The 21,180-nt window shown below is 65.4% G+C and carries 24 protein-coding genes; 13 read left to right on the forward strand and 11 right to left on the reverse strand.

What is annotated here, in order from left to right; translation table 11 throughout:
• Positions 1-146 precede the first annotated feature (146 nt).
• Positions 147-1,580 (reverse strand): family 2B encapsulin nanocompartment shell protein, encoded by a 1,434-nt coding sequence (locus ACFWF1_RS41740; protein WP_379285254.1) that lies wholly within the window; start codon positions 1,578-1,580, stop codon positions 147-149.
• A 397-nt stretch (positions 1,581-1,977) separates the two neighbouring features.
• Complete coding sequence (locus tag ACFWF1_RS41745) at positions 1,978-3,222, reverse strand: family 2 encapsulin nanocompartment cargo protein terpene cyclase (protein WP_379285723.1); 1,245 nt, start codon at positions 3,220-3,222, stop codon at positions 1,978-1,980.
• A 395-nt stretch (positions 3,223-3,617) separates the two neighbouring features.
• Here ACFWF1_RS41745 and ACFWF1_RS41750 point away from each other — a divergent pair, with 395 nt between their 5' ends.
• Positions 3,618-4,766 carry a hypothetical protein gene (locus ACFWF1_RS41750; protein WP_379285253.1) on the forward strand — a complete coding sequence of 383 codons (1,149 nt, stop codon included), beginning with the start codon at positions 3,618-3,620 and terminating at the stop codon, positions 4,764-4,766.
• Between the two features lie 33 nt (positions 4,767-4,799).
• Here the strand turns inward: ACFWF1_RS41750 and ACFWF1_RS41755 are convergent, their stop codons facing one another.
• Together ACFWF1_RS41755 and ACFWF1_RS41760 are read right to left on the reverse strand one after the other, a co-directional pair.
• Entirely contained in the window at positions 4,800-5,387 is a 588-nt protein-coding gene (locus ACFWF1_RS41755) for a hypothetical protein (RefSeq protein WP_379285252.1), read from the reverse strand.
• A 277-nt stretch (positions 5,388-5,664) separates the two neighbouring features.
• The gene (locus ACFWF1_RS41760; protein WP_379285251.1) at positions 5,665-5,916 is read right to left on the reverse strand and encodes a glutaredoxin family protein; all 252 of its coding nucleotides are present in this window, start codon (positions 5,914-5,916) and stop codon (positions 5,665-5,667) included.
• A 117-nt stretch (positions 5,917-6,033) separates the two neighbouring features.
• Here ACFWF1_RS41760 and ACFWF1_RS41765 point away from each other — a divergent pair, with 117 nt between their 5' ends.
• Positions 6,034-6,969, forward strand: coding sequence for a phosphotransferase family protein (locus ACFWF1_RS41765; protein ID WP_379285250.1), 936 nt, complete (start codon positions 6,034-6,036; stop codon positions 6,967-6,969).
• Between the two features lie 102 nt (positions 6,970-7,071).
• Positions 7,072-7,476: a hypothetical protein gene (locus tag ACFWF1_RS41770; protein ID WP_379285249.1), complete on the forward strand. Its 405-nt coding sequence runs from the start codon at positions 7,072-7,074 to the stop codon at positions 7,474-7,476.
• A gap of 3 nt (positions 7,477-7,479) precedes the next feature.
• On the opposite strand, the gene ACFWF1_RS41775 is transcribed toward ACFWF1_RS41770, so the two are convergent.
• The gene (locus tag ACFWF1_RS41775) at positions 7,480-8,235 is read right to left on the reverse strand and encodes an AAA family ATPase (RefSeq protein ID WP_379285248.1); all 756 of its coding nucleotides are present in this window, start codon (positions 8,233-8,235) and stop codon (positions 7,480-7,482) included.
• A 181-nt stretch (positions 8,236-8,416) separates the two neighbouring features.
• Between ACFWF1_RS41775 and ACFWF1_RS41780 the strand changes: the two genes are divergently transcribed.
• The 6 genes from ACFWF1_RS41780 to ACFWF1_RS41805 all read left to right on the forward strand — a co-directional run bounded on the left by ACFWF1_RS41780 (position 8,417) and on the right by ACFWF1_RS41805 (position 13,085).
• Positions 8,417-8,755, forward strand: coding sequence for a hypothetical protein (locus tag ACFWF1_RS41780; RefSeq protein ID WP_379285247.1), 339 nt, complete (start codon positions 8,417-8,419; stop codon positions 8,753-8,755).
• A 90-nt stretch (positions 8,756-8,845) separates the two neighbouring features.
• Positions 8,846-9,451, forward strand: a complete 606-nt coding sequence (locus ACFWF1_RS41785) for a TetR/AcrR family transcriptional regulator (protein ID WP_379285246.1) — start codon at positions 8,846-8,848, stop codon at positions 9,449-9,451.
• 13 nt (positions 9,452-9,464) lie between these two features.
• Entirely contained in the window at positions 9,465-10,994 is a 1,530-nt protein-coding gene (locus ACFWF1_RS41790) for a flavin-containing monooxygenase (protein WP_379285245.1), read from the forward strand.
• A gap of 25 nt (positions 10,995-11,019) precedes the next feature.
• Entirely contained in the window at positions 11,020-11,835 is an 816-nt protein-coding gene (locus ACFWF1_RS41795) for a mycofactocin-coupled SDR family oxidoreductase (protein WP_379285244.1), read from the forward strand.
• 117 nt (positions 11,836-11,952) lie between these two features.
• Positions 11,953-12,612, forward strand: a complete 660-nt coding sequence (locus ACFWF1_RS41800) for a VC0807 family protein (RefSeq protein WP_379285243.1) — start codon at positions 11,953-11,955, stop codon at positions 12,610-12,612.
• A 119-nt stretch (positions 12,613-12,731) separates the two neighbouring features.
• Positions 12,732-13,085: an HPF/RaiA family ribosome-associated protein gene (locus tag ACFWF1_RS41805; protein ID WP_379285242.1), complete on the forward strand. Its 354-nt coding sequence runs from the start codon at positions 12,732-12,734 to the stop codon at positions 13,083-13,085.
• A gap of 3 nt (positions 13,086-13,088) precedes the next feature.
• On the opposite strand, the gene ACFWF1_RS41810 is transcribed toward ACFWF1_RS41805, so the two are convergent.
• Positions 13,089-13,538, reverse strand: a complete 450-nt coding sequence (locus ACFWF1_RS41810; protein WP_379285241.1) for a hypothetical protein — start codon at positions 13,536-13,538, stop codon at positions 13,089-13,091.
• 152 nt (positions 13,539-13,690) lie between these two features.
• Here ACFWF1_RS41810 and ACFWF1_RS41815 point away from each other — a divergent pair, with 152 nt between their 5' ends.
• The 3 genes from ACFWF1_RS41815 to ACFWF1_RS41825 all read left to right on the forward strand — a co-directional run bounded on the left by ACFWF1_RS41815 (position 13,691) and on the right by ACFWF1_RS41825 (position 16,157).
• A complete protein-coding gene (locus tag ACFWF1_RS41815) occupies positions 13,691-14,647 on the forward strand; it encodes a GlxA family transcriptional regulator (protein WP_379285240.1) in 957 nt (318 codons plus the stop codon).
• Positions 14,648-14,754: 107 nt separating this feature from the next.
• On the forward strand, positions 14,755-15,471 hold the full coding sequence (locus ACFWF1_RS41820) for a class I SAM-dependent methyltransferase (protein WP_379285239.1): 717 nt from the start codon (positions 14,755-14,757) through the stop codon (positions 15,469-15,471).
• A 77-nt stretch (positions 15,472-15,548) separates the two neighbouring features.
• Positions 15,549-16,157 carry a dihydrofolate reductase family protein gene (locus ACFWF1_RS41825; protein ID WP_379285238.1) on the forward strand — a complete coding sequence of 203 codons (609 nt, stop codon included), beginning with the start codon at positions 15,549-15,551 and terminating at the stop codon, positions 16,155-16,157.
• On the opposite strand, the gene ACFWF1_RS41830 is transcribed toward ACFWF1_RS41825, so the two are convergent.
• Entirely contained in the window at positions 16,154-16,867 is a 714-nt protein-coding gene (locus ACFWF1_RS41830; protein ID WP_379285237.1) for an SGNH/GDSL hydrolase family protein, read from the reverse strand. The two genes, ACFWF1_RS41825 and ACFWF1_RS41830, sit on opposite strands and share 4 nt — an antisense overlap.
• Positions 16,868-16,911: 44 nt before the next feature.
• The gene (locus ACFWF1_RS41835) at positions 16,912-17,349 is read right to left on the reverse strand and encodes a MarR family winged helix-turn-helix transcriptional regulator (protein ID WP_379285236.1); all 438 of its coding nucleotides are present in this window, start codon (positions 17,347-17,349) and stop codon (positions 16,912-16,914) included.
• Between the two features lie 107 nt (positions 17,350-17,456).
• Between ACFWF1_RS41835 and ACFWF1_RS41840 the strand changes: the two genes are divergently transcribed.
• Entirely contained in the window at positions 17,457-18,611 is a 1,155-nt protein-coding gene (locus tag ACFWF1_RS41840; RefSeq protein WP_379322279.1) for an MFS transporter, read from the forward strand.
• Here ACFWF1_RS41840 and ACFWF1_RS41845 read toward each other — a convergent pair.
• The 3 genes from ACFWF1_RS41845 to ACFWF1_RS41855 all read right to left on the reverse strand — a co-directional run bounded on the left by ACFWF1_RS41845 (position 18,608) and on the right by ACFWF1_RS41855 (position 21,177).
• Complete coding sequence (locus tag ACFWF1_RS41845; protein ID WP_379285234.1) at positions 18,608-19,531, reverse strand: hypothetical protein; 924 nt, start codon at positions 19,529-19,531, stop codon at positions 18,608-18,610. The two genes, ACFWF1_RS41840 and ACFWF1_RS41845, sit on opposite strands and share 4 nt — an antisense overlap.
• 82 nt (positions 19,532-19,613) lie before the next feature.
• On the reverse strand, positions 19,614-20,159 hold the full coding sequence (locus ACFWF1_RS41850; protein ID WP_379285233.1) for a thioredoxin family protein: 546 nt from the start codon (positions 20,157-20,159) through the stop codon (positions 19,614-19,616).
• Positions 20,160-20,247: 88 nt separating this feature from the next.
• The gene (locus ACFWF1_RS41855) at positions 20,248-21,177 is read right to left on the reverse strand and encodes a threonine/serine dehydratase (protein ID WP_379285232.1); all 930 of its coding nucleotides are present in this window, start codon (positions 21,175-21,177) and stop codon (positions 20,248-20,250) included.
• Positions 21,178-21,180: the final 3 nt, after the last annotated feature.

The raw sequence follows: 21,180 nt of genomic DNA on the forward strand, positions 1-21,180 counted from the left end.
GTGCGGAGAACACCACCGTCGCGCCGGCCGGGACCTCGTCCAGTTCCTCGACGAACACCGCGCCGCAGAGCGTCCACGATGCGGGCGGACGCCGTTCCCAGCCCGGTGGGTCCGGGTGGGATCGAGGGGGGAAGACCGGTCATGGCTCAGCCTTTCGGGGCCGCGACGTGGGCGTTTTCCATGATGCCGATGGCATCGGGGACCAACACCGCGACCGAGTAGTAGGCGGTTACCAGGTATTCGATGAGCGCGCGATCGTCGACGCCCATGAATCGGACGTTCAGGCTCGGCTCGAATTCGTCGGGGATGCCGATCTGGTGCAACCCGATCACGCCCTGGTCCTTTTCCCCGGTGCGCATGGCGATGATCGAGGAGGTCTGCCGCTCGCTGATCGGGATCTTCGAGCACGGGAACAGTGGTATCCCGCGCCAGGCCAGCACATTGTGTCCCTCGACCGAGGTCATGCCCGGCGTCAGACCGCGGTGGTTGCATTCGCGCAGGAACGCGGCGATCGTCTTGGGATGGGCGAGCAGCAGTTTGGTGTTGCGGCGCATGGAGATCAGGTCGTCCATGTCGTCGGGCGTCGGCGGGCCGGAGTGGGTGGAGAACCGCTGGTCGTAGTCGGTGTTGTGCAGCAGGCCGAAGTCCCTGTTGTTCAACAGTTCCCACTCCTGCGCCTCGCGCATCTCCTCGATGGTGAGCCGCAGTTGGTGTTCGATCTGATTCATCGGCTCGTTGTAGAGATCGGCGACCCTGGTGTGCACCCGCAACACGGTCTGGGTCAGCGAGAGTTCGTATTCGCGGGGGCTCAGCTCGTAGTCGACGTAGGTCGAGGGCACCACGGGTTCGCCCTGATGGCCTGCGACAAGGGCTATCTCGGCCTCACCCTTCGAATTGACCCGCCGGCTCGACTCGTTCACGACCTTGCGGAGGTGCTCGCGCAAATCGGGTGAGCTGTCGAGCAGCTCGAGGAACGAATCCCATTGCAGCACCAGGATTGTGCCCGCGGTGCAGGCGCGCGCACTGGCGGTCCACAGCGGATCCGCCTGCATCAGCGCCTCGTCGCCGAGGTGGTCGCCGTCGGTCAGTACGCCGAGCAATTCCTGTTCGCCGTACTCGCCGGTGGTGATGCGTTCGAGGCGGCCGTGCGCGAGGATGAACACCTCACGGACCGGATGTCCCTCCTCGACCAACAGGTCGCCCGGCTGGAAGTCCCTGGGGGAGAACCGATTCGCCAATTCCGTCAGTACGGCGTTGTCCTCGAAACCGTGCAGGACGGGGATCTCCGCCAGCGACTCCGGGATGATCCGCACGTTGTCGGCACCGTTCTGGACGAACGACACCCGGCCGCGGCCGCGGCGCCAGGAGAGCCTGCGGTTGACCCGATAGGTCCCACCGGAGGCCTGTACCCAGGGCAGCTGACGCAACAGCCAGCGCGAGGTGATGCCTGCCATCTGCGGCGGAGTCTTGGTGGTGGTGGCCAAGTTTCGGGCGGCAGCGGTGCTGAGCGACATTTGCTTGGTCACTGCGGCGGGGTCTTCGGCAAGTCGAGCGGTTTCGGAGTCTCGCGTAACAGTCATGGCGATGCCCTCTTTGCTGGGGGTGGAATACGGATGCGACGCGACCCGTCGCTTTCGCGGTTGTCAGGTCGGGTTCCGAGAATATGAATTCGACTACCTGATCGATGGTATGCCCTGGCCAGATGTCTCGTAAACCTTCATCTACCAATGTTTTTCGGAGAAACAATTCTCCGAAAATGAGCACAATGAATTACGTCGCGCGCTGCTCGGAACCAATATTCCGGGCGCGCGACGGTAAATGCTCCGACATTACTGACCGAGTCGAAGCATGCAGCGGCTGAAGCGTTTGTGATACGGCAGATTTGACCGGAGCATGGCGGCGCTTACGCGCACCGCGGGTACCAACCTCCCTTATGGTGTCGCCGTTGCCCCGTCGACCCGTGGAGGATCGGTATCGTCAGTGATACCGCGGATTGGTGTTATGCCATTCGAATCCGCCGCCCATCCAAGCCCGCAACCCGTGCAGGAACAGTTGGAGTTCTGGCGACGGTATCGCGCGCAGCTCGTCGTGGCCTGCTTGGAAGTCGCGGACGATCCTGTTGTGCAGGTCGACGGTGATCTCGGTCGCGCGCTCGATCGAGCAGTTCTGCTCGGCCGCTATCAGCAGCACCATGTTGCAGACCGGCACCTCGTCGGCGGCGTCCTTGGCTACCGACATGAGGTCGTTGACGAGGACCGCGGCGGTGCCGGCCCGGATTGCCGCGCGGCGCACGCGCGGCTCGTAGAACAGGTTGGCGGGCAGTTCGTATCCGCCGACCACATCGATCAGTGTCATCGAGGTGTAAAAGCTGTCGTGCTGGCGGGCCCCGAGGTATTCCCACGCGGCGGGTAGGTCGCCGGTGTGCCGCCAGGTGGCGTAGGCGGTCCAGGCCACGAACATCGAGAAGGTGGAGTAGCAGACGCGCTGGACCTGGGCTGGGGCCGCGTGTCTGTGCAGGTGGTCGACGGACGAACCCAGCGCGCGGAGTACCAGATCGGACTGCAGCGCGTGTTCGAGTGGCGGGGTGAATTCACCGGCTGGTGGGAGCGGGTCCATGGCGGCCATTGCCAGGGCCAGCCGGGGGGACAATAGTTCGGATACCGCGCCGAGGGCGGTGTCGTCGGCGTAGTAGTCGTCGGCCGCCCACCATCCGGTGTTCAGTTGAGCGGCCAGCAACAGCAGGTCCGGGTCGTCGCTCTGGGTGTGGGTGAGCATCATCAACCTGCCGAAGCCGACCGCGCGGAGATGGTCGATCTCGTCGGGGGAGAAGCCGACGTCGAGGGCCCATGCGGCCAGGCGCTGCTCGACCTCTTCGGCGAGCGCTTCGTCGATTCGTTCCGGCGCAGGGCAATACAGCGGTGGGGCGGAGCCGTCGCCCCACTGTCTTTCCAGATAGGGCGGGACGGGTGTCGGTAGGCCCGGTGCGCGTGCCGCGGCGGTACCGACTCCGGTCGGCGCCGTCAACACACGCTGTAATGCGTTCGTAGCTAATGCGTTTGTCAGTTGAGCGGGTGGTTGCGTGGATAGGTCGGAAGACAGCGTCTCCATGATGTGCATTTCCCCTCGGTCAGCGCTGCCGTGGGATGTCGGCTGAGCGCTCGACGATGCTGCGAATGCCGCCGACCCGCTTGTGGTCCGGTCGGGGCGATCGCGATGATGGATTCTTTTGGCTGTAGCGAATACCGGCGCACAACGCACTGTGGAAGTCGTTGCGTCTGTGATGATCTCGGGAACGATCCGACGAACGATCTGATCAAGGTACGCCCATGAGTAGTTTATAGCCATCGGCTATTCTGCGTAAACCCGTACTTCGCAGTAAGGTTCGCTGCTCGGGTCCAATGGTCGATGTCGGTTTGCTGCGTGATGTCCGGGTTGTCGAAATCCGTTGTGCGCGAGGAAAACCGACTCGAACTCCTTTCGCTATTGCTGTCGAATTGCTGTTGCTCACCGCGGTGCGTCCGAGGTGGCGCTCCTCGACCGGTGGTGATCTCGGGCGCTGCCCGGTGGGCGGGATCGGGGATCGACGGAGGATGCGGTGGGGTGTTACGACGGGCGGTGTGAATCCGATCGGACCGCTCGGCGCTGCCGACGAAGGCTTTAATCATCAGATCGTCGATACCGTGGCGACGGTCGGCACCAGTGACTTGGCGTGGACCGAGAAGGTGTGTGCGATGGCTTGTGCGCCGGATGGGTCGGTGCAGTTGGGGTTTGGGTTGGGACAGTACAAAAATCGGAATGTGCTCGATGGGTATGCGGGGATCTCGCGGGGCGTCGAGCAGGTCACGGTGCGGGGGAGCCGGACGCTGATGCCTACGCCGGAGGCTTTGTCGGTGGGGCCGATTCACTACGAGATCGTGGTGCCGCTGCGGAAGATTCGATTCAGCTTGGCGGAAAACGATTGTCAGCCGGTGGCTTTCGATTGGGTTTTCGAGGCGGCGTTGCCTGCGCAACTGGAGGATCGGACGCATATGCGGCGGGGATATCGGGTGATGTCGGATCTGGTGCGCTATCACCAGATCGGTACTGCCTCAGGGTGGGTCAGTATCGACGGGGCGCGGACCGCATTCGAGGATTGGGTGTCGACCAGGGATCACTCGTGGGGCGTGCGGTACGACGTCGGGGTGCCGCTCGGCGATGTGGAGTCGATGGATTTGCCGCCGGAGGTGTCGTTCCGGATGATCTGGGCGCCGATTCTGATGACTCGGGCGGACGGGTCACGGTATGGACTGCACCTGCACTACCAAATCGTTCAGATGGACGGGTTTTTCAGCAAGACGGTGATGGGTGGAGTCGAGCACGCGGACGGTCGATTCGAGAAGTGGAAGGACCTGGTGCCCGAACTGTCCTTCGATCCGGACAACCGGCGGCTGCGCGGCGGTGAGATTCATGCGACGACGGAGGACGGGACCGAGCGGGTGCTGAAGGTGGAGGCCTTGTCGGACACGGGGTTTCATCTCGGCGCCGGGCTCTACTTCGGATTCGAAGGGCGGCACCACGGTTCGTGGCTCGGGCCAGGTCTGCACGTGGACGGCGAGCGGATCGAGGACTGCTCCACCTACGAATCCGCTCGCCGTCTACATCAGATCCGTGACACCGTGGTCCGGGTAACCGATTCCATCGGTGCGACCGGTATCGGTAACTGTCAGCCGATCATCACCGGTGGCGACGAATCCCTCGGGTTGACCAAGGAGACATCGTTCATGTGACTCCCGGACTGCGGCAGTCTGTTCGTCGTTGTCCTAGTAGTTGATGAACTTCAGGTTGCTTTGGTTCGCGCTGAACTCGACATCATTGGTGAATGCCACTTTCACTGTGCCCATTCCGCCTTTCACCCACGGCATGTCCTCATCCTTTTTGAGGGTGACGGTCAACCGCTGCTGCGCGCCGTCGCACCCCGGCTTCTCCACGTTCTCCTTCTTTTCGGTGTCATAATCGGTGACCACGAGCTTTCCGGTGCCCCTTCCTTCGGCGACGGTCTTGCCGTCCTTGTCGACTTCGGTGGCGTAGACGCTGAGCGACTTGTGCGTCGATTCCTTGGGGCAGGAGTAGAGGATGTCGACCTTCAGGTCTCCGTTGTCGTCGACAGCCGCGGCGGCGATGCCGAGGGTATCTCCGTCCGAGGCCGACGCCATACCGCCCATACCGATCTGCATCGCCGCGGCGATCGCCAGCGCGCTGCCGGCCAGAACCTTCGATGTACGCATAGAAACGCTACCTCCCATTGCTGTTTCGGCGACGCCGGTAACCGAGCCCTGAGCCACCTGCGCGTCATGGATTCCTGGCAGTAATGCCATCTGAAACTGTGAAGCAGACTCTGGCGTGCTCATGAGAATTTTGAACAGCGTCGATCGCATTGTCCGGGGCCCGATCGCAGGCCCGAACACGGGCCGCAAGGGCAGGCTATGTGCGGCGGCCACATGCCTTACCAGCGGAATCAGATGGATCGCGGAAAGGTTAGCGCATCCGGTGAGGTGCGGCAAAATGCCAGGTCAGCAGGAGTATTCGTCAGTAAGCGAAATGCTTTGAAATGACTGAAAATTACACCCATCCAGAACTGTCGCGGCTCCGAATACGTTATTGGAGTTCGAATTGTCTGCCGACTGATTATCCCGCCAGTGCGGCGCGGATCTCCCCGATGCTCGGGTTCACCAGTTGACGCCCGTTCACGAGCACGGTCGGCGTGATCTCGTCCCCGCCGGTGATCGCCCGCACCTCGGCCGCGGCCTTCGGATCACGGATGTCGATCCGGCGGAACGGGATTCGGGCAAGTCGCAGTCGGGCGCCGAGCCGCAGGCAGAAGGGGCAACCCCAGCGCCAGTAGACGGTGATGGGATCGGACGGTCCGGAATCGGTCATCAATCGAGCGTATACCTGCTTTTTCATCCGCGTCAGCGCCGTATCGGTGCGCTCGGCGGAGGGACAGCCTGGAAATTCGGTCGACCTGCGCGGGTCGTCCCAACTACGGTCGGGTGCGTGTTCGATCGACCTCTCGATGAGGGACAGGCCACCGAAATCCTCCGTCCCGTATGGCCGGATGCCGTCGTGACCGACCTTCGCGCTCGGACGGGCGGGCAGTTGAGCTCGGTCTACGAAGTGCGCTGCACGGAGCCCGCGCGGTCGGTGATCGTGAAGCTGTATGCCGATCAGTGGCGCTGGAAGCAGGCCAAAGAGGTCCACGTCTACCGGCTGTTGCAGGCCAACGGGGTCGGTCCGACTCCGGCGATCCTGCGGGCCGAGCCGGATATCGGGCCACTGGGTTGCGCCTGCACGGTCATGACGACGCTGCCAGGACAACCACTTTCACACATCAGCACTTATCTCGACGACGCGCAGATCGCCCACGTCTACCGACAGTTGGGCGCGACCCTCGCGGCGATCCATCACATCGAGCAATCCGCCTACGGCTATCTGACGACCCGGATACTCGATCCGGAGCCGGACAACACCGCCTACATGACGCGCCAGTTCGCCAAGAAACTCGCCGAGTTCGAGGAACTCGGTGGCGACTCCGCACTGCACGCGGCTATCTGTGGCTACGTCGCGAAACGAATTCATCTATTCCGTCGCCGCGCGGCTCCGGTGTTGTGCCACAACGACTTCCATGAAGGCAACGTTCTCGTACAGCAGGACGCAGGCAACTGGACGGTGACCGGTTTCATCGATGTGGAGAACGCCGTTGCCGCGGACCCGCTGCTGGATCTCGCGAAGACCGACTACTACGCCATCCGCGGTAACCGGGTAAAGCGAGCTGCGCTGGAGCAGGGCTATGACCCGCTACCCGACGACTGGTCCGAACGATCGACGCTCTATCGCCTCTATCACGCCCTCGAGCTGTGGGACTGGTTCGCCTCCCTCGGCGAGACGGCGCCGTTGCCCGGTATCACCGACGATATTCGTGGACTGATCTGAAACATTCGGCCGTTTGTGTCACAGAAGTGGGCTGGGCAAGTGAGGATGCAAGGTATCTCGCTGGGGCGCGGTGCTCCGGCGCCCAGGACTTAGGACCAATTCATGGCGGAGCGAACCATCTGGATGCGAGTCGGGGTTATTGCGGGAATGGTCGGGGCCGCGGCGGTGGGTGTCATGCCGGGTGCGGGCGCGACGGTGACGCAGGTCGGTATGTCGCCGGGGATCAATTTCGGGTCGGCGACCAATTACGGGACCGGTTGTACCTATCAGGCGAAGGCGAAGCTGACCGATGTGGTGCAGCCGGTTGTGTTCTACGACAATGGGATTCCGTTCGCCACGGTGAAACCGTCCGGCAGTGTCGCGCTGGTGGATTGGGTGCCGGCGACGCCGGGGTTGCACACGATCAGTGCCGTGCAGGCGCCCGACGACAGCGTGGCCGCGAGCGTGGACCTGCGGGTCGGCAACGGCGTGCACCTGGGGTACGGCTGCAATGTCTTCGGCGGCTGAGCGCTACTCCTCATCGACGAGGTGGCGCAGATAGCGGTCCGGATCGGCGAGGAAGTCCCTGGTCAGGCGGACCGGTAGCGCCTGGTCGTAGCTGACCTCGCCGATGTCGCCGTCCTCGGCGATCTCGTAGATGGTGGCGCCGGGTAGTGCGAGCAGGATCGGGGAGTGGGTCGCGACCACGAACTGACAGCCCTTCGCGGTCAGGTCCGACAGCAGGGCAAGCACGGCCATGCAGCCACGGGGCGACAACGCCGCCTCCGGCTCGTCCAGCAGGTACAGACCGTTCGGGAAGAAGCGATGCCGCATCAGGTCCACGAACGACTCGCCATGGGAGCGCTTGTGCGGCGACACGCCACCGAAGATCTCCAACTGCTCCGGTCCGAGCTCCTCGGTCTGGGTGGCGACGTTGTAGTACGACTCGGCGCGCAGAAAGAACCGGCTGCGCGGCTTGTCGATGCCCCACTTCATCACCAGATGATCGCCGAGGACCGACTCGGTCGAGCGGGTGCTGAAGCGATAGTGCTGGCTGCCACCCTCCGGATTCATGCCGAGGGCGACCGCGAGCGCCTCGACGAGCGTCGACTTCCCGCTGCCGTTCTCGCCGACGAAGAAGGTCACGCCCGGCGACAGCGCGAGGGTGCCCACCTGGGCGAGATGCGTCACGGCGGGCAGGCAGAACGGATATTCGTCCATGTCGACACCGTTCGACGCGAACCGCATCTCGCGGAGGAATCCGGGTCTGTCGACGTCCTTGCGCACGCCCCATGGTAAGTGCGAAGACGGGATGCGGAATTGCCTGGTCAGAATTTGTTTCGCCGAGTGGTGGGCGCGGCGTCCCGGGGCTACCATCTCCCCATTCAGACGCCCGTGCGGAGCCGGTGTTGCCGCGGACTCCGCTCGGGGCTTCCGTGAGCGGCGTGCTGTCGTCAGGGGGACGGTAATGATCAGGGTCGAGCTCGACATCCATGCCGACAAGCCCAATCCGAAGTGGCAGTTGGCGCCGGGGGACGAGGCGCAGCTACACGGTCTGATCGCCGCGGCACCGCGATCGACGGTGGGCGATGTCGAAAACGACGGTGCCTACCGGGGTTTCATCGCGCGGCTGTCGGACGAGGAGATCCTGCGCGTGCAGCGCGGCGTCATCGAGATCGCGCGCGGTGAGCAGCGCACGTATCGCACCGACGGCGATCGCGCGGTCGAGCGGTGGCTGCTCGCGACCGGGCGGCCGACCCTCGAATCGGGCGACTATCAGACTGTCGTTGCCGCACTGTGGGATTGACGCACCGATAGCCCGTCAAGGCTCCTGTCAACGACGGAACTCGGTGACGCACTCTTGACGCTTTGAACATATTGACGCAATATGTTCAACATGAGCAGCGCGGCGCAGGACGCACCCTGGGGAGAAGCCTCGATCGAACTGGTCCAAGGTGCGGCCGAATGCGTTCGGCGCTTCGGGGTCAACGGTTTTCGGCTGACCGAGGTCGCCAAGATCGCCGGCGTATCGCGCGGGACGGTCTACAACGGTTTCGGCGACAAGGAAACCGCGATCAACGCCGGGCTGGCGTATCTGTGCAACGCCTTCATCGAGGGGCTGGCGGCGGGCGTGCGGCCGCTGCCGACGCTGCGCGATCAGATCGGTGCGGCGGCGGCGATGATCTACGACCACGTCAAGACGCCGCAAGCCTTTTCGCCCGCGCTGCGCACCGAAAGCATCATCGTCACGCTGCTGGACCATTACGGCGACAACCTGTGCCTCAGCTGGGCCACCTTCTGGGCGACGCTGGTCGCCGAGGCGCAGCATCGCGGCGAAGTGGACCCCGGGCTGGAGCCGCTGCATGCGGGCGACTGGATCGTGCGCGTGCTGCTCAGTTTGGAGATCTTGCCGTTCGCCGTGGCCGGTTTCGGCAGCGCGGACGACGTGCGGGCGCGTACCAGCGACTTCCTGCTGAACGGTCTCGCCCCCCGTGTCACCTAGAGAGTAGAAACAGATGGCAAGTGAAGTCTTCGAGGTTGCGATCATCGGAGCCGGGCCGGGTGGTATCACCGCGGCGCATCACCTATTACGTTCCGGGATAACGAATTTCGTGATACTGGAGCGTGCTGGCGATTTCGGCGGCAGCTGGCGTGACAATGTGTACCCCGGCCTGGCGGTCGACATACCGACCCTCTTCTATCAATTCCCCTTCGCCCGCAAGGCCGACTGGTCGCGGCTGTTCCCGGAGGGCGCCGAGATCCAGCGGTACAACCAGCAGGTCGCCACGGATCTCAACCTGTACAAGTACTTTCGCGGCAACTGCGCCGTCGAACGCGAAGTGTGGGACGACGAAGACCAGGTCTGGGTGCTCGACATCCTGGGCGACGAGCCGGTCCGGGCGCGGTTCGTCATCAACGCCGTCGGCGGATACATCAACGCGAAATCGACCGACACCATCCCGGGCACCGGCGAATTCGGCGGGACGATACTGCGGCCGAACGCCTGGGATGCCGGCTACTCCTGTGCGGGTAAGCGAGTGGCGGTGATCGGCACCGGATCGAGTTCGGTGCAGATCGTCGCGGCGGTCGTCGACGCGGCCGAGCAGGTTGATGTCTACCAGCGCACACCCTCCTGGATTCTGCCCAAGCCGGACTTCGCGTTTTCGCCACGCGCGCAACGGATTCTGGCGCTGCCCGGCGTCGGCGCGGCGATCAACGGATCGGTGCTGGCGATCATGGAGCTGCCGCTGCAACTGATCTGCAACGTCCTTCCGTTGCTGCCCCGCAAACTGCTCGCCACCGCGTTGCCCCAGTACGACAAGATCTGGCGCGGCCTGTATCGAATCCTGTTGCGGAGCAAGATAAGCAACGATGCCGACCGGAAGGCGATGGTGCCGCGCTACGGCATCCTCGCCAAGCGTCCCGTGCTGTCGAGCAGCTTCTTCACCGCGCTCGAATCGGATTCGGCGTCGCTGGTCACGAATCCGATCGAGCGAATCACCGCCGACGGCATCCGGACCGCCGACGGCACGGAACGTCCGTACGACCTCATCGTCTTGGCGACGGGCTATGAACTGTTCACCGATCCGGAGACCTACCAGACCGGAAAGACGCTGGGCCCCAACGGTTTCGATCTGGCCGACGAATACCGCAGCAACGGACTGCGCAGCTACGGCGGCTCGGCCCATCCCGGCCTGCCCAACCGCTGGTCACTGGTCGCGCCGCAGGGGTTCGTCGGCGCGGCCTGGCACACCTTCGTCGACCTCACCGCGCGCCATGCCGTCCGGGTCATCACCGAGGCCGGACGACGGAAAGCCACTGTGGCACAGGTCCGTACCGCAGCGTTCGGTCGCTGGGTCCGCAAGATGAACCGGCACGGCAAGCTCATCAGCACCTACACCGTCGACTGTAACCCCGGCCTGCGCACCTACTTCGTCAACTCGCAAGGCGAGGCGCTCTACTACCGGCCGCAAACCATCAGTGGCGCACTGTGGTTCAGCCGCTTCTCGCCGATCGACGACTACTCGTTCACGTCACACAACTGAATCCATCGAGAATCGAGGGAACACTATGACCGCACTCGCCGGAAAAGTCGCACTGGTGACCGGAGCCGCTCGCGGACAAGGACGTTCGCACGCGATCCGGCTGGCCAGGGCCGGCGCCGATATCGTCGCCATCGACGTCTGCGCGCAGGCCGCGCCGTTCAGCGGATATCCGATGGCCGAGCCCGAGGACCTCGCCGAGACCGCCCGCCTGGTCGAAGGCGAGGGACGCAAGATCCTGACCAAGCAGGTGGACGTGCGCGACCTGGCCGGGCAGCAGGACGTCGTGGCCGACACCATCGCCACCTTCGGCCGCCTCGACATCGTGGTCGCCAATGCCGGGGTGTGCAGTTGGGGTCGGCTCTGGGAGATCTCGGCCGAACAGTTCCAGGAGGCCATCGACGTGAACCTGGTCGGAGTGTGGAACACGCTCAAGGCCGCGGTGCCCGCGATGATCGAGGCGGGCAACGGCGGATCCATCATCACCGTCAGTTCCGTGGCGGGCGTCAAGCCGCCGCCGGGCTGCGGCCATTACGCCGCAAGCAAATTCGGCGTCGTCGGCATGACGAAGTCGCTGGCGATCGAGCTCGGCGAATACGGTATCCGGGCGAACACGGTGTTGCCGTACGGCACCAACACCCCGCTCGGCAACGACACGTCGATGTACTCGATGTTCGAGAAGCACCCCACCTTCGTCTACAGCTTCCAGCCGAACCTGCTCAAAACCGACGCACTGGTGGAACCCGAGGAGATCTCCGAGGTGGTGGTGTGGCTGGCGGGGGATGCGTCGGGTGTCATCACCGGTGCCCAGATCCCCGTCGACAAGGGTTACCTGGCCAGGTAACCCCGCATGACATCTGTCATGCCGCAGTCGTGATGGTTGACAGATTTGCTCGCTCGTCGGCGTCCGTAGCGTCAATTCTCGTAGCGCACCGCCGAATACGCCGATGAGGAGCACCCGATGACCACCAACACCTTCCACACCAGCACGGTCGATCAGCCCACCGAATCGTCCGGTGGCGTGCGCACCTGGCTGGCGCCACTCGCCCGCGATATCGCGGTCCCGGGGGCCGCCTATTTCGCCATGCACGCGCTCGGTTACAGCGATTTCGCCGGACTGGTGGCCGGCACCGTGGTGTCCGCCGCGATGCTGATCTTCCTGGCGATCCGGTCCCGGCGCCTCGAGGTGATGTCGGCAATCATCCTGTGCGGCTTCGTGGTCGGGCTCGCCCTCTCGTTGATCACCGGCGACCCCCGGCTGATGATCGCCAAGGATTCCGCGGCGACGGTGCTGATCGGTCTCGCCTTTCTGATCAGCGCCATGATCGGCAAGCCGCTGATCTACCTGGCGGCGCGCAAGGGGATCGCCGCGGGCGGCCCGGCGAAGTTGGCCGAATTCGAAGCTGCGTACCGCACCAATCCCGACAAGCGCAGGGCGTTCACCGTGCTCTCCGTGATGTGGGGCGCGGGCCTGCTCGGCGAGGCCGTGCTGCGGATCGTGCTCGCCTACCAGCTGCCGATCCACACCATGGCGTGGCTGTCGCCGGTGCTGATGATCTGTGTGATCGGGCCGCTGTTCGCGGTCTCCATGCTGGCCCGCAAGCGCGGCCAACGCGCCTGATCAGTAGCGGAAAGGCCCGGTCCACGCGGACCGGGCCTTCCGTTATGACATCGACCACAGGGTTCGCGCAGGTAGTGTCGGTTTCGTGGAGTTTGCTACCTAACGGAATGGAGAAAGCTGTGCAGATCCAGATCAATACCGGAAGCGGCATCCACGGCGGCGAGGACCTGATGCGGTGGGCGGAAGCCGAGATCTCTTCCGTGCTCGACCGTTTCAGCGATCAGCTGACGCGGGTCGAGGCCCACCTGACCGACCTGAACGGCGACAAGGGCGGGCCGGAAGACAAGCAGTGCGTGCTGGAGGCGCGGCCCGCCGGACAGCATCCGGTGGCCGCCACCCATCGTGCGGAGACCCTCGAGGAGGCGGTTCGTGGCGCGGCGGACAGCATGGCGCACCTGCTCGACAGCAAGTTCGGCCGCCTGCACCACGCCAAGGGCGGCGAGACGATCAGGCACATGGCCGCGCCGGAGTAAGTGTCAGGCCCCGGTCGTCGAGCCGGGGCGCACGATCATCAGCACGGTGACGGCGACCCACAGCAGGTTGAAGATGCCGGTGTCCATGCCGAGCCTGCGGATCAGCGTCGGCGTGGTGCCGGGCAGGTCGGCGAGGATTTTGTGCTGGCCGGGCAGGATGAGCATCCCGAGCACGCCGGCGGCGGCCGCGGTCAGGCCGATCGAGATGATCAGCCAGGTGTTGGTGAGCACGCCGAGGCTGAGCGCGGTGAGTGCGCCGAAGACCGGGATAAGGATGCCGAGGTAGGCATAGACCCGGCAGATGCGGTGCAGGGTGGCGAGCACGGCGGGTTCGCTACCGGGCTCGGCCAGGGCGCGGCGGGTGGTCGGCGCGAACATGCTCGCGGCGACCGTCACCGGTCCGACGGCGAGGATCACGACCAGCACATGAACCGACAGCAGAAACTTCGTCACAGCGGCGAGGTTAACGGTGAATCGGCCGACGAGGAACAGGCGAAACTGCCACACACCGGTTGATTCTCGCCAACCGCTCTGACATCGTCATTTCTCGAATGGCACAGGTCACAGGCATTGGCTCGAATCAGGCGGTCGCCTACGCTGAGGCCATGCATGTCGTGGCTGTGCTCGCGCTGGACAAGGTCATCCCCTCCGACCTCACGACGCCGATCGACGTGTTCGGCGCGGCCAGGCTGCCCGACGGTCGAGCCGCTTACCGGGTGCGGGTCTGTGGTGTCGCGGAGACGGTGGACGCCGGGGCGTTCACGCTGCGGCCGCCGTTCGATCTGACGGCGCTGGCCGGCGCGGACACCATCATCGTGCCCGGCCTCGCCGATCTCACAGCGCCGGTCCCGGACGAGGTCCTCGACGCGCTACGGGCGGCTGCGGACCGGGGCACGCGCATCGCATCGATCTGTGTCGGCGCGTTCATCCTCGCCGCTACCGGTCTGCTGGACGGACAGCGCGCGACCACGCACTGGGCGGCCGCCACCGAGTTCGCGGCCCACTATCCCGCCATCGAGGTGGACCCCGACGTGCTCTACGTGGACAACGGCCAACTGCTCACCTCCGCGGGCGCTGCCGCGGGAATCGACCTGTGCCTGCACCTGATTCGTCGTGATCACGGCTCGGCCGTCGCCGCCGACGCGGCCCGGTTGTCCGTCGTGCCGCTGGAACGCGAAGGGGGACAAGCACAATTCATCGTGCACGACCAGCCGCCGACCCCGCGCGGCTCGGTGCTGGAACCCGTAACACGCTGGCTGCAGGACAATTTCGCGAAGGACCTGACCCTCGACGAGATCGCCGCGCAGGCCGGGATGAGCACCCGCACGCTCAACCGGCGCTTCCGCGAACAGACCGGAACCACGCCGCTGCAATGGTTGCTGCGAGCGCGAATCCGCCAGGCGCAGTATCTACTCGAGTCCACCGCCCACCCGGTGGACCGGATCGCCGGGCAGGTCGGTTTCGGTTCGCCCACCGCGTTCCGGGACCGCTTCAAGCGGGTCGTCGGCACCAGTCCGCACAGCTATCGTGCGGCCTTCCACGGGTCCGCCGTCGGGAGCTGAGTCGAGGAAAGCATGTCACGTCAAAACGGAGCCACTTGCTCCGTTTCTGGTTAGAATTCACCCGTCGAATTTCCCGATCCACCATCAAGGCGAGGGACAGGTTAGCTATGACTGCCAATGACGGAACACCCGAGCTCGACCCGACGACCATCGATTTCGAACAGGCTTATCAAGGCGGCACCATCGTCGAGGGCCTGACCATGGACCGGCTGCCGTGGGAGATCGGCAGGCCGCAACCGCTGCTCGTCGAGTTCGAGCAGGCGGGCCGGATCACCGGCGACGTGCTCGACATCGGTTGCGGCCCAGGGGATACCACGATCTACCTGGCCGGTCTCGGTTACCACGTCACCGGGCTGGATTTCGCGCCGACCGCGATCGAGAAGGCCCGCGCCAAGGCCGCCGAAAGCGGGGTCACCGCGGAGTTCGCCGTCGCGGACGCGACCGTGCTCACCGGCTACGACGGCCGGTTCGACACCGTCGTCAGCAGTGCCCTCGCGCATTGCCTCGATCCCGAGCAGCGCAAGGCGCACGTGGCCGCGCTGCGCCGGGTGATGCGGCCGGGCGCGCGGTTGATCCAATTCTGTTTCTCCCAGGCCGACTTCTCCGACACCTACGCCCCATACTCGATCGGCGAGGACGAACTGCGCGCGACCTTCGTCGCCCCGGACTGGAACCTCACCGAGCTGCGCGCGGGCAAGCTGACTGCGATCAAGCCGTCACCGGAGTTCAAGGCGGTGATGGACCGCAGCGGGGCGCGGCTCGAGTTCGATTCGGAGGGTTCGATGCTGCTGCCGATCTGGGTAGTGGAGGCTGAACGGGTCTGATGCCGCGACCGATGATTTTCCGATCACCGCTCCGTCAGATCAGGCAACACCGGCACTACTGATCCAGGAGATGGACGATGAGGAAAATCACCGCAGGCATGTTCGTTGCGATCGACGGCGTCGTCGCGGACCCGCAGGACTGGCACTTCCCGTACTTCAACGAGGAGATGGGTGCGGCGGTCACCGCGCAGTTGGGGACCGCCGACACGCTGCTGCTCGGGCGGGTCACCTACGAAGGCTTCGCGGCGGCCTGGCCGGAGCGCGAGGACGCCGGCGGCGAGGACGCGGGCATGGCCAAGTCGATGGGCGATGCGCGCAAGATCGTTGTCTCGCACCAGGACCTGGACCTCACCTGGCGTAATTCCGAGGTGCTGAAGGGTGACCTGCTCGAGGCGGTGGCCGCGCTGAAGAACGAGCCCGGCGGCGATATCGGCATGAGCGGTTCGGTCTCCATCGTCCGTCAGCTGCTGGCGGCCGGGCTGCTGGACGAGCTGCATCTGCTGGTGCACCCGATCGTGGTGGGCAAGGGCCTGCGGCTGTTCGACGATCGCGACTCGACGTTGCCGCTGCGGCTGCTCTCCTCGGAGACCTTCACCACCGGTGTGCTGCATCTCGTCTACACCAAGGACGAGGCGGCGCCCACCGGCGGCTACGAGGAAGCGAAAGCCGCGCTGCCCAAGGACTAGTGGTCGACCCGATGCGGGCCGTCGTGCCCGGCCCGCATCGCGGGGGTTTCCAGTAGGTGCGCGAGTTGCTTGACCACTTCGGCCGCTAGGACCGCCTGGCCGGCGGTGGTGAAGTGAATACCGTCCGCGCTCAACAGGTTCGGGCGATCGTTGATCGGGTGGTCCCAGATGTCGACCACCGTGGCGTCGAAGTCCGCGGCCAGTGCGCGGGTGAGGTCGTTGACTCGGCGGACGCGGTCGCGCCAGTCCGGAAAGACCGGCACGACATAGGCTTGGCCGAGGGTGAACACGGTCAGCCGGGCGCCGGTGCTCGCCGCCAGGCGGTACATGTCGCGCAGGTTTTGTTCGATCTCGCCGAAATCGGGTGTGCGGCGGACGATATCGTTCGCGCCGGACGGTAGGTGCAGCAGGTCGGGGCCGAACTCCAGCATCCGATCTGCTTGGCGCCGCAGGGTTTCCGGGGTGGTCGCTCCGTCTACCGCGGTGTTGAGGTACTCGAGGTCGGGACGCACGCGGCGCAGGATGTCGGCGACGCGATCGGGCCAGCCGAGAGTGGCGTAGCCGGGGCTCGGGTCGCCGGTGCCCGCGGAGAGGCTGTCGCCGATCACGCCGAATCGTTGCCAGGGGGCGTCGTAGAGCAGTGCCGCGGCCTCCAGGGGCGGCAGGCAGAACGGATCGGTTTCTTCGGTGGTGGGGATTGCCACGGTCATGAAACAAACAATACGTGCGTACGTATGTCTAGATCAAGTGATGGTCAGTCCTGGGTTTCGGTCATGGCGTGCAGTAGATCGCGCAGGGCTTGCTGCTGTGTGGCGGTGAGTGAGGTGAGCGGGGACTCGGCTCCGAGTAACTCGACGGCGGTGGCGCGGCGGCGCTTGCCCGCCGGGGTCAGCGCGATCTGTTTGGCGCGACGGTCGGTCGGGTGCGGTTCGCGCCGGATCAGCTCCAGCTGTTCGAGTTTGTCGAGGACGAAGGTCGCGTTGGACGGCTCGCAGGACATGCGGGTGGCCAGTTCGCGCGCGGTGATCGGCTCGGACAGTTCGCGCAGGGCGATGACCTGTGACGGGGTGAGTTCCAGCTGTTCGGCGACGCGTCGGACGTGCACGTCGAGCCGGTGGGTGAACTGGTGCACCAGCTTGCAGACATCCCGGTCGAGTTCGGTGTCCACGTTCGTTGCGGGCTGGCGCGTCATTTTTCCGAGTCTAGCGCTCTTGATTCGAACTGTGATAGTTCTAGTTCGTATCATTTGAGTTAGAACTACATGAGGATGCTGTGATGCGGCCTGCTGTGTTTTCCTTGATGTCGGTGGTCTTCAGTCTCACGACCGGGGAGTTCGTGATCGCTGGGATTCTGCCGGAAGTTGCTGAGGGACTGAATGTTTCGGTCTCTGCAGCCGGAATGCTGGTGACCGCGTATGCGATCGGCATGATCGTCGGTGGGCCGGTGGTCACCGTGTTGACGGCGCGGGTGGCGCGCAAGCCGCTCGTTGCCGGGCTGGTGCTGTTCTCGGTGCTCGCGAATCTCGGATCGGCGATCGCGCCGAATTACGCTGTCCTGCTGGTGATGCGGGCTGCGGCGGGGTTGGTTGTCGCCACTTTCTTCGCGGTGGCGATCGCTACCGCGGTGTCCACCGCCGAGCCGGGCCGGGAGGCCGCCGCCGTCGCGCGGGTGGCGCTCGGGATGAATCTCGGCATTGTGCTCGGGACGCCGATCGGAGCTGCTATCGGCCAAAGTTTGGGCTGGCGGGCGACTTTCGTTGCGGTGGCGGTGTGTGCGGCCGTCGCGTTGCCGTTGGTGGTTCGGTTCATGCCGGACCGGCCCGGTGCGGACGGATCAGTCTTCGGTGAGTTGCGCGTCTTCGGTGACCGCGAGGTGTGGTGGGCGATCGCGCTTACCGCGCTCGGCAATATCGGCGTGGTCACCGTGTTCACGTTCATCACGCCATTGCTCACCGATATCGGTGGCTTCGCCGAAAGTACGGTTCCGGTGCTGCTGTTGGTGTACGGAGTCGGTGCCGTCGTCGGCAACCAGGCCGGCGGTTGGCTGGCCGACCGGGCGTTGCTGCCTTCGGTCGCGGGCCTGCTCGCGGCTCTGGTCGGTGCGTTGCTCCTCTTCTGGCTGGGCGGCAGCAATCAAATAGGCGCCGCGGTACTGACTTTCGTGATCGGCGCACTCGCGTTCGCGATCATCCCTGGTATGCAGACGCGGGTCGTCATGGCGGCCGCCGACGCGCCGACGCTGGCTGTCGCGGTCAACGCGTCCGGGTTTCAGCTCGCCGCGGCGTGCGCGGGCTGGTTGGGCGGCGCGGTGACCGGTTACGGATCGGGCGTGCGATCGATTCCCCTGGTTGGCGCGGTGCTCACCGCAGCGGGATTGGTGTTGGCAATGTACCTGTTGCGGCGTGATCGTCTGCGCGGCGCGGTATCCGAGCAGGTTGCTGCCGAGAACCGTTAGCTCGTCAGTGCTTTGGCGACGATGCCACCGGTGACCTGCTTCGTCAGATAGTTCGTGGAGTCGTGCGGGCTCGCGCCGTTGTCCACCGGCTCCTCGGTGATCGGGGCGACATCGGCGCCGGGGAACGGCGGGAAGAACGGGACGAGGTCGAGGTGGGCGGCGACGAGGTCGTCGCGGTCGACCAGATTGTGCCAGCTGACAACGGATTTGGGGACGGTGGAGGGTTTCGGGTGCAGCCGCTCGTAGATGACGGTGCGCAGTCCGAGCGGCGAGCCCATGGTCAGCAAGGCCACCTCCTGGTCGACCCGGTGCAGCGCCTCGTAGGCCACCACCGAGCCGAGGGAGTGGGCGACGACGAGCTTGGTCTCCGGGCCGACGTGGGCGAGCACCTGCTGTTGGGCGTACTCCCGGACGGCCTGGTCGGTGAAGTAGCGGGTCACTTGCGACAGTGCCCGTACCACAAACTTCTCGGCGAGCCCGATGCCGAACGGGGCGAACCAGCGCAGCCGGACCAGCGCGTTGAGCGCCGGGCGCAGTGCGGCTTGGGCGCCCTGCGGTCGAGCGTCCGGCGGTGGCACGGCGACCAGCCGCTGGGCGGTTGCCCGGTCGCGTTGATCGCCCGCGTGCTCGGCGGCCGTCGCCAGCCACTCCTCGGCGAGTTGCTCCATCAGCTCGAGCTGCTCGTCGTCGAGGTCGCCCACGGTGGTGCCCTGGGCGCCCTTGGCCAGGAACTGATTGCCGTAGAACGCCATTCTGGTCGAGATGTCGCCGGGTAATCCGTTGCGCCACAGGCGATCAGCGAGCTCGTTGTCGCCGTGGTTGCGCACCCCGCCCGCTAGTCCCGGCAGCCACTGCGCTTCCAGTGTGTCGGCCGCGGCCTGCTCCTGCGCGATCCCGTGTACGAGGACGATGGTTGCCAAGGTCCCTCCCCTTTCGTCGGACGGTCGGGTCCTGCGACGTTGCTATTTTCGCCCACCGGGCATGGCTTGTCGCTGCGGATTGTCAGTCGGCTCGCCACTTGATCGAGCAGCCCATGCTCGGCCGGTGCGGTTCCGGCACCGGCTTGCCGTCCAGCACGGCCTCGATGGCGGCACGCAACTCGTTGCCGGTCAACGGTTTTCCGTTGCCGGGGGTGGATTCGTCGAAGGCGCCTCGATACGCGAGCGTGAGGGCCGCGTCGTAGAGGAAGAAGTCCGGAGTGCACGCGGCCTCGAAGGCGCGGCCTACCTCCTGTGTCGCGTCGACGAGGTAGGGGAACGTCCAGCCCGCGCGAATGGCCTGGTCGCGCAGCCGGATCGGCGCGTCGTCCGGGTAGGTGGCGGCGTCGTTGGTGCAGATCGCCACCGTCGGTATCGGCAGCGAATCGACGACCTCGCCGAGTGCCGATTCGAGATGCTTGACGTACGGGCAATGGTTGGACGCGAAGACGACGAGCAGGCCGGGCCCGTCCGCGAAGTCCGCGCGCGCATGCGTCCGGTGATCTAGATCGGGCAGCGTGAAGTCCGGTGCCGGTGTGCCGAGGGGAACCATGCGGGATGCGAGCGCCATGGAAGTGCTTCCGTCGGGATCGAAGACGGTACGAGCCTAACGCCGCTCGGCGGTGTTCGCCGGAAATCCGGGCGGCACCATCGCGCGCTTACTTCGTCAGATCGGACGGGTCGGTATTCGCGCCACACACCACGACACACACCTTCTCGCCGGGCTCGGGCCGGAACGGGGGATTGTCGCCGCGCAGCGCGGCAAGCGCTGTGGCGGCACCGTATTCGACGACGAGGCGACGGTCTTCCCAGCTGGCGCGCCGAGCCGCGATGATGTCGGCATCCTCGACGAGCACGGAGGTGACGTTGTAGTTCTGCGCGGCGTACAGCGCCAGTTCGGTGGCCCGGCGGGCACCGAGGGAGTCCGCGGCGATCGAATCGATGTCCACGTCGACCAGGTGTCCCGCCGCGATCGACGCGTTCAGGGCGCGGCAGCGTGACGGCTCTACCGCGATCGTGCGGACGCCGTAATGATCCGCGGCGGTAGCTACTCCGGCGAACAGCCCGCCGCCACCCACGGCGACCACCACGGTGTCGAGGTCGGGGAGTCGCTGATGGATCTCCTCCATCAGCGTGCCGGCGCCCGCGGCGATCAGCGGATTGTCGTAGGCGTGCGACAGCAAAGCGCCTGTCGCTGCCGCGAATTCGCGACTGGCGGCGAGCGCGTCGGCGTACTGCGTGCCGATCAGCGTGACCTCGGCGCCATAGGAGCGCAGCCGGTCCACCTTCACCTTCGGCGCGGTGGTCGGCAGGAACACCGTGGCCCGCACGCCCTGGCTGCGCGCGGCCCAGGCGCAGGCGAGTCCGGCATTGCCGCCCGAGGCGATGGTCACGCCCGCGTCCGGAAGCGTGCCGTTCTCCCGATGGGTGAGCAGGAAGTTCAGCGCGCCACGCGCTTTGAAGCTGCCGGTGTGCTGCAGGAGCTCCAGCGCGAGGCACAGGTGCCCGTCGTCGGCGAGGGCGATCGGCCGGATCTGGCCCGCCACCCGCTCGACGGCGGCCTTGATATCGCTGTGCGTCAGTTCCATCGG

Origin of the sequence: Nocardia sp. NPDC060255 (assembly GCF_042727395.1) — a bacterium.
Taxonomy (GTDB): domain Bacteria; phylum Actinomycetota; class Actinomycetes; order Mycobacteriales; family Mycobacteriaceae; genus Nocardia.